The following is a 9,710-nucleotide window of genomic DNA, read 5'->3' as shown; positions in this document are numbered from 1 at the left end:
GCATGCAGCATCTCAATGAGGAGAGCCTGGAGGCGCTCATCGTTAGGCAGATGGTCGAGGGCGGCTGGACTGAAGGTTCGCCGACGGACTACGTCGCCTCATACGCGCTCGACCTCGGTAGCTTCGCCGCCTTCGTTGAGACCACGCAGCCCACCCTCATCGATTCACTTGGGCTGGCAGACGATTCGCCTACGCGTCACAAGTTCTTGGCCCGACTCCAGGGTGAGATCACGAAGCGCGGGCTCGTCCATGTGCTTCGCAACGGTGTTGCCCATCTCGGGCACCACGTCGATCTCTATTACCCTACACCAGCAAAGGGTAATGCGAAGGCCGCCGATCTCTTCGACGCGAACCGATTCGTGGTAGCGCGTCAGGTGCACCACAGCGTCAGCAACCCCGGCGACGCCGTAGACCTCGTAGCATTCGTCAACGGTCTGCCGCTGTTCACGTTCGAGCTGAAGAACAACATTACGAAGCAGACAGTCGAGGACGCGGTGCAGCAGTATCAGCGGGACCGCGACCCGCGAGAGCCACTGTTCGCTTTCGGGCGTACGATCGCCCACTTCGCCCTCGACGACCAGAGAGTGAAGTTCTGTACCGAGCTCAAGGGCGCATCCTCGTGGTTCCTTCCCTTCGATCAGGGTTTCAACGACGGTGCCGGCAATCCGCCCAACCCCGATGGGATCATGACGGACTACCTCTGGCGGCGGGTGCTCTCGCTACGGAGCCTCGCTGGGATCATCGAGAACTTCGCGCAAGTTGTCGTCGAGAAGAATCCGAAGACCGGAAAGAAACTTTCGAAGGCGATCTTCCCCCGCTACCACCAGCTCGACGTCGTCAGGAGATTGCTCGACGATGTCGAAGCTCGAGGTGCCGGCCGCCGCTACCTAATTCAGCACTCAGCAGGCAGCGGAAAGTCGAATTCGATTGCGTGGTTGACCCACCAACTTACCGAGGCCGCGCACGGCGGTCGGACCGCGTTTGATTCGATCATTGTGGTGACCGATCGCGTCATCCTCGACAACCAGCTCACGCAGACGATCAAGTCGTTCCTGCAGGTCGGCTCCACTGTCGTCCACGCCGATCGATCGGGCGACCTCCGCCGCGCGATCACCGCGGGCAAGAAGATAATCGTCACTACGGTACAGAAGTTCCCCTACATTCTGGACGATATCGGCGCGGATCACCGCGACCGCACTTTCGCCATTGTGATCGACGAAGCGCATTCTTCTCAGGGGTCCAAGACCTCCGCAGCGGTCTCGCATGCTCTGTCCGATGCCAGCGCTAGCGACGAGGACACTGTCGAGGACCAGATCAACCGAATCATCGAGAGCAAGAAGCTACTGTCGAACGCCAGCTACTTCGCATTCACGGCGACGCCGAAGAACAAGACGCTAGAAATGTTCGGCGAGCCATTCACAAAGCCTGACGGCGAGGTCGGCCACCGGCCGTTTCACTCGTACACGATGAAGCAAGCGATTCAGGAAGGCTTCATCGTCGATGTGTTGGGAAACTACGCACCCGTCGGCAGCTACTACAAGCTGATGAAGACCGTCGAGGACGACCCCGAGTTCGATGCGAAGCGTGCGTCGAAGAAGCTTCGCGCCTACGTCGAGGGCAACAAGCACGCGATCGAGCAAAAGGCCGCTATCATGGTCGAGCACTTCCACTCGCAAGTGGTCGCCAAGCGCAAGATTGGGGGCGAGGCCCGTGCTATGGTCGTTACTGCCTCGATCGCGCGCTGCATCGAGTACTTCCACGCGCTACGAGATGCGCTTTCCGAACGCAAGAGCCCGTTCCAGGTGATCGTCGCTTTCTCCGGTGAGCACGACTACAAAGGCCAGAAGGTCACCGAGGCGAGCCTGAATGGATTCCCCTCGAACGCCATTGCTGAGCACGTGAAGACGGAGCCTTATCGGATCCTTGTGGTCGCGAACAAATTCCAGACGGGCTACGACGAGCCGCTCCTTCACACGATGTACGTGGACAAGACTCTCTCCGGCGTGCTCGCCGTACAGACTCTTTCACGTCTCAACCGGGCGCACCCCGCGAAGCATGACACGTTCGTGCTCGATTTCGCTAACGACGCCGAGGACATACAGCGTGCATTCGAGCCGTACTATCGGACCACAATGTTGGCGCAGGAAACCGACCCGAACAAACTGCACGACCTCGTCACTGAGCTTGACGCGGCCCCCATTTATGCGCCCGAACATGTCGACAAGTTCGTCACGCGTTATCTGGCGGGGGCGAGTCGCGAAAAACTGGATCCTATCCTTGACGTTTGCGTGGCCGAATACGTGGAGCTTCTTGACGAAGATGACCAAGTATCGTTTAAGGCGAATGCCAAGGCGTTCTTGCGCACCTACAACTTCCTGTCCACCGTCCTTCCCTACGGCAGCCTCGAATGGGAAAAGCGATCGATCTTCCTCGACCATCTCGTTCCGAAGCTTCCTGCGCCTAAGGAGGAAGACCTCGCAGCCGGCATCCTGGAGAATATCGACTTGGAATCGTACCGGGCCGAGAAGCAGAATGCGATGAAGATCGTGCTAGACGACGAAGACGGTGAGCTCGCTGCCGTCCCGGCCGCAGCTGGCGGGCATCGCGCCGACGCCGAGCTTGAGAGGCTTTCCGAAATCGTAAAGAGCTTCAATGACTATTTCGGGAACATCGAGTGGGAGGACAGCGACCGGATCCAGCGTCGCATCACAGAAGAGATCCCTCGTTTAGTCGCGGAGGACGAAGCCTACCGCAACGCACAGGCCAACGATGATCCCGTGAACGCCCGCGTTGAGATGAACAGGGCGCTGGGCAAAGCCATGCTTAGCCTCATTTCCGATGAGACCCAACTGTTCAAAGCTTTCCAGGACAACGAGAGCTTCAAACACTGGCTCGAAGACGCTGTGTTCAAGGCGACGTATCGAACGAACGCGGCGTGAGCGAGTCCTGGCAAAGACAGCAGGGCGGCTCAAAAGCTGGCTTTGACCGTCGTGCCACTCTGCCTTAATCGTCGATTACCCCAGCAGTTCCATCCGCACCACGGTACGACGTTGAAATCCTCGAGGAATGGAAACAATCAAGAAGGAACGAGCAGCAGAGATTTCGGCTCAGGTATTCACGGCCCGTGACGCGATGCTCAGTGACACCCCGGAGGACAATCGCGTCGCATTTCTTTTGTTCGACAGCGCCGTCGAGACTCTTATGGTTCGTAGAGTCCAAGAGTTGTCCCGATGGGTCCTTCGTGACTCGATCTCGTCGTATATTGAGGACGATCGGCATGTCATGGCTGATCTTCGTGACTTTGACCAGTAGCAACGAGAGAAGCTAAAGCACGAGAACAGAGCCATGTACTGGAAGTTTTCGAAATCCCAGCTCTCGGGCATCGAGCGGAATTTCGAAGACAAACTGCGGGTGCTTGCATGGAACGGCGATATTCCTCGTGAATACGTCAGCATCGTGTCGCGGCTTCATGAATATCGCAACGAGATGTACCACCGCGAAGAGTCTCGGCCCGCTGCGTTGCGGAACACGGTGAGTCTCTACGCGTTCCTCGTCTCTCAATTTCTCGAGCTTCTAAAGCCACAAGGATTCAGTTCGACTTCTCAAGGTGACAATCTCGAAGCACGCATTTTCAATAGGATGGGGCTACCCCGACCTTCCCTGGGTCAGCGCGTTTCCGGCTAAGACCTACAGAAAATCATGGCTGAAGAACTGAAACTACGGCTGGATTCGGCTGACGCTCAAGAATTGATTGCCGACTACGTCAAGGATCGCCTTGATAGTCTCGCGGAACAGCTTGCCGTTATTGTAGACGTCGCCAGATCAGTGTTCTGCGGCTCAGTACGCTCCGAGATGGATGTGATTCGCTTTGTTTTTCAGTCTTCGACATCGATGAGCGGCCAGACTAAGACGCCGACTCGTGCGGACCTTAGGCGGTGGAGGGAGTGGCCTGATGTGCTCCGCACCATCCGTGATCCTCTTGAGGCGTTCGGGTCTCTGGCTGTGTTCGAGGGCGAGTACGAACCCCATCGAGCGAGAGGTTCTCGAAGTAGCCACACAAGCCGAATTGGAGATCGATCGTCAGATCGACGAGCACAAGTTGCGCCGCGCTAAAGGTCAAACCTGATCTGCATCACCCCACCAGACCTATTTAGGGCAGCTTTCGTAACTGAGAATCGAGTAGTCAACCAGCGATCCAATGCGAGTTGCTCCTGTGCTTTGGTGCATTGATGGAGAATCGCGATTCCAGATCGGATTTCAGTGCTTCTGAAGTTTCACTAGGAATTTCTGGAGTCAGTCTTAGGATGAGTGCAACGTCCGAATACCGGCAAGCACCCGACTGACACGGTGTCCCAACGCTACGCGCGGGCTGAATTGATTGGCCTCGCTACTACAGTGGTATGAGCTGACGAATTGTTAGCGCAAGACAATGCGCAAAAGGTTGAGCTCGATGTGCGCATGGATCTGATATGTGCCCCTGATTGTCAAGTAAGCAGGGGTCAGCACCCGCTCGGCTGGTTTGCCGGGCGGGTGCTTTTCGCTTCTCACGTCGATGCGGTGGTGCGGCGTGTCTTAGTGACACGCCGTCAGTCTGACAGCCGCGGGTTGGTTACCGCATGACCCTGTTTCGGCGAGAGCAACCAGCTTGTCTAGTGTCGAGCGTGGCACCTGTTGGGGATGCTGCTCATAGATCTACCGCTGATGCGCTCTTCACGTTGCATGACATGAGAGGCGAGTCTTGCGGAATTAGTCGTCCATGTCGGCCAATGACCAGCACCAACCCGCAAGTTCACGGGCAATCGCGGTGCAGGCGACGGTGTGCTTCTTCTTGTGACTGGACAGGTTCTTCCACCGGTGGTTCAGGCGCCGGTTCCCGGGGGCCTGTCAGGAAGTTTGTGTAAGCCCCTAGTCACCTCCGTTATTCAGGGCTCGTCATACTTACGTCAAATACGGTTCAATCCGCTCCGGGTACGCCATCGCCAACTGCTGCAACGCCTGCTTCCAGCCGTTGGTCCCGGCCCCTTCCACCAGATGCGATCCGGCGCCGGCCCGTGGGGTGCGGCCCTTCTTCTGCGCATCCTTGAACCGCTCCCGGGCCCGCTTGTCCTCGATAGTGCAGATCGCCAGCCACAGCATCTTCACCGCCGCCGCATCGGAGGGGAAATGGCCCCGGGACTTGGTGACCTTACGCAACTGGTAGTTCATCGACTCAATCGCGTTCGTCGTGTAAATGACCTTGCGCAGCTCTGGCGGGAATTCCAGGAACGGGGTGAACCGTTCCCACGCGTTGCGCCAGGTGGCCACCGCCGACGCATACTTCTGCCCCAGCTCGGATGCTTCGAAATCATCCAGCGCCTTGGCTGTGGATTCGATGCTCGGTGCCGTGTAGATGCTCTTCAACTGCGCGCTGACCGCTTTGCGGTCACCGTAGGAGACGAACCGGTTCGCCGCGCGGATCAGGTGCACCACGCAGGTCTGCACCGTGGCCCGGGCCCAGGTCGCTTCGATCGCTTCCGGGAAACCAGTGAGGCCGTCGCAGCAGGCGATCAGGACGTCTTTGAAGCCGCGGTTGGCTTTTCTGGGCGCAGACTTGCGCCCAGAACTTCGCCCCTTCATTCTCGGTCACCCACAGGCCCAGCACGTGCTTGACGCCTTCCACGGTCACGCCGATGGCCATATGCGCGGCCTTGTTGCGGACCTGGTGACCGTCGCGGACCTTGACCACCAGCGCATCCAAGTACAGGATCGGGTAGAACTCTTCGAGCGGCCGTTCCTGCCAGACGGCGACCTCGTCGAGCACTTCGTCGGTGATCTTGCTGATCGTGTCGTGGGACAGCTGGGTGCCGACGGTGGTTTCCAGGTGGTAGGCGATATCCCGCACGGTCATGCCGCCGGCGTAGAGGGAGATGATCATTTCATCCAGCCCGCCGGTGCGGCGCGAGCCCTTGGGCACCAGCGTCGGGGCGAAGGTTCCGGCCCGGTCCCGGGGGATCTGCAGGTCGATATCGCCGGCGATCGTGGACACGGTTTTCGGGTAGGAACCGTTGCGGGAGTTCGGGAGGAACTGGCCGTGGCTTTCGCCCTTTTCGTAGCCCAGATGGCTACTCAGCTCGGATTTCAGGCCGCGTTCCAGGCCGGCGCGGATGATCTGCTGAATAAACCCATCTTTGCCGTCGAGCTGGATTTCTCCGCGGTCGATGAATCCCATGAGTTCGTCGAAGGCCCCGGATTCCTTCACGGCGTCCATGGACCCCAAGGCGGCGAACTTGTCGGCGATATCGGATGCGTTTTCCCTGCTCTGTTCGTTCTGGTCTTTCTGGATGGTCATATCGTGTTTTCCTAGTCTCTTTCTATCAATTGACTAGGGGTCTTACGCAATCAACCTGACAGGCTCGTTCCCGGCGTCGCCACGTGCCGCGGCCCGAGCGGATGCCTTGGCCTTCTCACAATACTAGGTTTCACAGCGAGGTGAGCTACGAACACAAGGGCGAGGAGTCGCGGGTAGTGAAGTTCTACTGCATCAGAAAATTCTTGCCCGAGCTCAATGAGGTCGTCGATTGCGGCCAAAAAATCCGATTCGCTCCGCATATCAGGAACTATGGGACGAAGTTGCCACAGCGCGTACGCGCCCTGGTTCTCCGATGCCTTCGCTCCCCAATGTCTTGCGGAGAATTCTCGAGAGTTACTTCTCGACCCTTGGCGGGCAGGGTAACCTGTACGAAATCGGCCGGGACCTGAAACCGACCGAGAAGGCTCTGCACGATGCGCTCATCGCATGGTCGCACAGTGGATCACACACCATTGTGGACGCAGAAGTATTTGCTCAACCGTTATCTCGAAACGATCACTGGCTCGACGCCTTCGAACGGATCTTCAAGCGGACGTCCGGCGGTGCGCATATGGGCCACTACAATATGATGATGGGCGAATCCCAGAAATACATTAGTTAAGCACCTCGAAACTAAGACAAAGGGTGATGCACGGGATGGCATATTGGCAGACAGTTCCTTCTGGGTTCAGGAATCGACTAGATGAGCTCGTGCAGGTTGTATCCGCTTGTCGCGACGTGTTTCACGAAATTGCGGACACATACAAGTGGATCCCTGCCGCGAATTCGCCTGCCGCCTTGGACGCTGCGGCTTTACCTTCGCCCGATCCTCAGATCACGGATCCTACGGGTGAGACCGGCCACCGGTTGATCGCGGAAGCGATCCAGATATTCCTTCTTAGTGCCAGCGGGCACTTAGGCGGTCTCGCCGGTCTATATCAGAGCGCTGAAGTGCTCTTCTCGCCGCCTCTTTTGATAAGAGCAGTCATCGAGAACTGTGCTCATGCAGTTTGGATTCTTGGGGACGACCCAAATGAGCCGGCAGAGAAGCGGCTTGCCCGGGTGTACCTCGAAGAGCTCAAGAGCGCGGAAGAGGCCAGGAAGAACACTGGCAGGCTGCAAAACAAGACCGGACCGACTTACGAGCGCGTTGACAACGCCTACAAAAAGCTCAAGAAGGAAATTCTCTCTCGGTTCCCCCAAGCGACCAAACAGGAGCTGGGGGACTGGACTTTGGAGGGGGAGAAGCTTCCTAGCCTCGAGATAGCGGTCAAGTGGATGTACTCGCTTACTGAGGCGGCAGGCGGAACGATCAATCAGGACGCAGCTTCCGGGGTTTATGGCTTGTTGTCGAATCTGACCCATCCCACGCTGTATCCGGTCCGGGAACAACGTCGATGGGTATACGACGTCGCCAACGATCAGGCCACCGCCGATCTCTATGTGGATGTTGAATCTGTGGTGAAAGATGCGCGAGCTGCCATTGCTGCATTCTACAATTCGCTCACGTATGTGATTTCGTACTTCGGATGGTCTACTCAGGCAATGGCTGCGCTCGAAGAGAAGATTGAAGTGGTGATCCCAGATTTCATCCGGTGATTAGAGTGATAGTCCGGAGCTCCACATTGGTGCGCGACCTGATTCAGAAGGTGTGCCTGCTGATACCCGTGATCGGCTTGGTCGTATTCCTCCCAATTGTCTCGTGAACAATCGCGATTGGTGTGAAGAACAGCGTGCAGGGGACTTCGCCCTTCTGGGCGAGATCGACCAGGTCAGAGAAATTGATGTTTGCTGCCCGGAGCGAGCATCCGTAGGGCATGTATGTGCTAGCCGAAGAGTTGTTGAAGTGGGCGTTAAGCTCGGTTTCATCGATGCGAACGGTGGCCCGGCAGAGGAATACTTCAATAGTTATGGTCGCGCACTTCCGCTGGACTCATGACACGAATCTGCGATCTTCTCGACTCTGAGCACATAGTGCACGGTGCCGACGGAGATACCGGCCGACTATGCGGTGCAGCTGGCGTCTCTCCCCGATCGCGCTGGGTGAAGATGGCATCTCGCATGGCGAGGTCGGCCACTCGCGGGCGGCCTCCGTCATCTCGTCGTCGTCGGCACCGATGCATTTGAATGGTCTGACCGAAAGTCGTCCTCGACGATGTAGATCGGTACCTCACAACCGTCGACCATGATCTGTTCCAGGTGACTGTCCCTCATAACGAGGAGCTGGTCTCCAGTGCTGAGATGCTCCAGGTCGATGAGAAGTTGTGGGCGGTTCCCAGCTAAGCGTTGGCGGTACGTTTCGTCTTCGAAGAGACGCGCGGAGATTGGATCCGGCGCTTTGTGCGGCGGCTCTACATCAAGGGCATCTCCGGTGATGCACATCGAGCCTACGAAAGCGATCGTGCACGGTTCAGAGCCAGTCCTAGTGGACTGCTCAATGGCGAAATCGTCTTGGTTGGTGGTGACTGGAAGGTGAATGGAAGAGGGCGTCTGGGCGGGCCGGCTTATTTCAAACATATTGGGACACCCGCCAACCTCGGGGCGATCATCCGTTCGGCCTCGGGCCTGGGCATCGACGCGGTGCTGCTCACCCCCAAATGCGTTGATCCCTGGTACCGGCTCAGCGCCCGCGTCTCCATGGGCACCGTCTTCGACCTGCCCTGGGTCCGCCTGGAATCCTGGCCGCAGGACATCGAGCGGCTGCGCGCCCACGGCTACCGGATGCTCGCCATGGAGCTGACCGAAAACGCCGTGCCGCTGAACGAGATCCAGCTGGCAGCGGGCGAGAAGGCAGCGATGATCCTGGGCAACGAAGGCCGCGGAGTGACCGACGAGGCGTTGGCGGCGGTCGACACGACAGTGATCATTCCGATGCACCGCGCGGTGGATTCGCTGAACGTCGGCGCCGCCAGCGCCATCGCCTTCTGGCATTTGTGCTCTTAGCCACGCTGAGCGGTTTTTGCCCAGCCCGGTGCGTGAGCTAAGATGGAATGTCTGTGTGTTTCGATCCACCCGGTGGGCCGTGCGCAGGCGCAATTTTCCGAGTAATCAGCTGCTGGCAAAATCCAGTGGCCACAAACAAAAAGGTGTATAGCTATGAAGGCTGATATCCATCCGCAGTACGGCCCAGTTGTCTTCAACGACCTGGCTTCTGGCGAAAAGATCTTGACCCGTTCGACCGCTACCTCGAACAAGACCATCGAGTGGGAAGACGGCAACACCTACCCGGTCATCGACGTCGAAATCTCGGCAGCTTCGCACCCGTTCTACACCGGCAAGCAGCGCATCATGGACACTGCCGGTCGTGTCGAGCGCTTCAACGCCCGCTTCAAGGGCTTCGGCGGCAAGAAGTAATTCTTCGCCCCTCGCAGGCTTTCACGGC

Annotated in this window: 8 protein-coding genes and 1 pseudogene; 8 read left to right on the top strand and 1 reads right to left on the bottom strand. The window is 58.0% G+C overall.

The window, feature by feature from the left end:
• The first annotated feature begins 2 nt into the window (after window positions 1-2).
• The 3 genes from ATC04_RS09910 to ATC04_RS09900 all read left to right on the top strand — a co-directional run bounded on the left by ATC04_RS09910 (window position 3) and on the right by ATC04_RS09900 (window position 3,684).
• Window positions 3-2,939 carry a DEAD/DEAH box helicase family protein gene (locus tag ATC04_RS09910; protein ID WP_231735954.1) on the top strand — a complete coding sequence of 979 codons (2,937 nt, stop codon included), beginning with the start codon at window positions 3-5 and terminating at the stop codon, window positions 2,937-2,939.
• Window positions 2,940-3,066: 127 nt separating this feature from the next.
• Window positions 3,067-3,312, top strand: a complete 246-nt coding sequence (locus ATC04_RS09905; protein ID WP_047119064.1) for a hypothetical protein — start codon at window positions 3,067-3,069, stop codon at window positions 3,310-3,312.
• Between the two features lie 33 nt (window positions 3,313-3,345).
• The gene (locus ATC04_RS09900) at window positions 3,346-3,684 is read left to right on the top strand and encodes a hypothetical protein (protein WP_047119065.1); all 339 of its coding nucleotides are present in this window, start codon (window positions 3,346-3,348) and stop codon (window positions 3,682-3,684) included.
• Between the two features lie 1,254 nt (window positions 3,685-4,938).
• Here the strand turns inward: ATC04_RS09900 and ATC04_RS09895 are convergent.
• Window positions 4,939-6,328 (bottom strand): annotated as a pseudogene (locus ATC04_RS09895) (IS256 family transposase).
• Window positions 6,329-6,557: 229 nt separating this feature from the next.
• Between ATC04_RS09895 and ATC04_RS19725 the strand changes: the two are divergent.
• From ATC04_RS19725 to ATC04_RS09870, 5 genes are all read left to right on the top strand, one after another.
• On the top strand, window positions 6,558-6,950 hold the full coding sequence (locus ATC04_RS19725) for an AAA family ATPase (protein ID WP_197413527.1): 393 nt from the start codon (window positions 6,558-6,560) through the stop codon (window positions 6,948-6,950).
• A gap of 116 nt (window positions 6,951-7,066) precedes the next feature.
• The gene (locus tag ATC04_RS09885; RefSeq protein ID WP_231735953.1) at window positions 7,067-7,927 is read left to right on the top strand and encodes a hypothetical protein; all 861 of its coding nucleotides are present in this window, start codon (window positions 7,067-7,069) and stop codon (window positions 7,925-7,927) included.
• Window positions 7,928-8,030: 103 nt separating this feature from the next.
• The gene (locus ATC04_RS19315; protein ID WP_152666841.1) at window positions 8,031-8,267 is read left to right on the top strand and encodes a hypothetical protein; all 237 of its coding nucleotides are present in this window, start codon (window positions 8,031-8,033) and stop codon (window positions 8,265-8,267) included.
• Between the two features lie 533 nt (window positions 8,268-8,800).
• On the top strand, window positions 8,801-9,271 hold the full coding sequence (locus tag ATC04_RS09875; protein WP_231735952.1) for an RNA methyltransferase: 471 nt from the start codon (window positions 8,801-8,803) through the stop codon (window positions 9,269-9,271).
• Window positions 9,272-9,424: 153 nt separating this feature from the next.
• Window positions 9,425-9,682: a type B 50S ribosomal protein L31 gene (locus ATC04_RS09870; RefSeq protein WP_047119068.1), complete on the top strand. Its 258-nt coding sequence runs from the start codon at window positions 9,425-9,427 to the stop codon at window positions 9,680-9,682.
• Window positions 9,683-9,710: the final 28 nt, after the last annotated feature.

This window comes from Arthrobacter sp. YC-RL1 (genome assembly GCF_001454985.1).
GTDB classification, from domain to species: Bacteria; Actinomycetota; Actinomycetes; order Actinomycetales; family Micrococcaceae; genus Glutamicibacter; species Glutamicibacter soli.
This window is presented reverse-complemented; position numbering and strand designations above follow the sequence as displayed.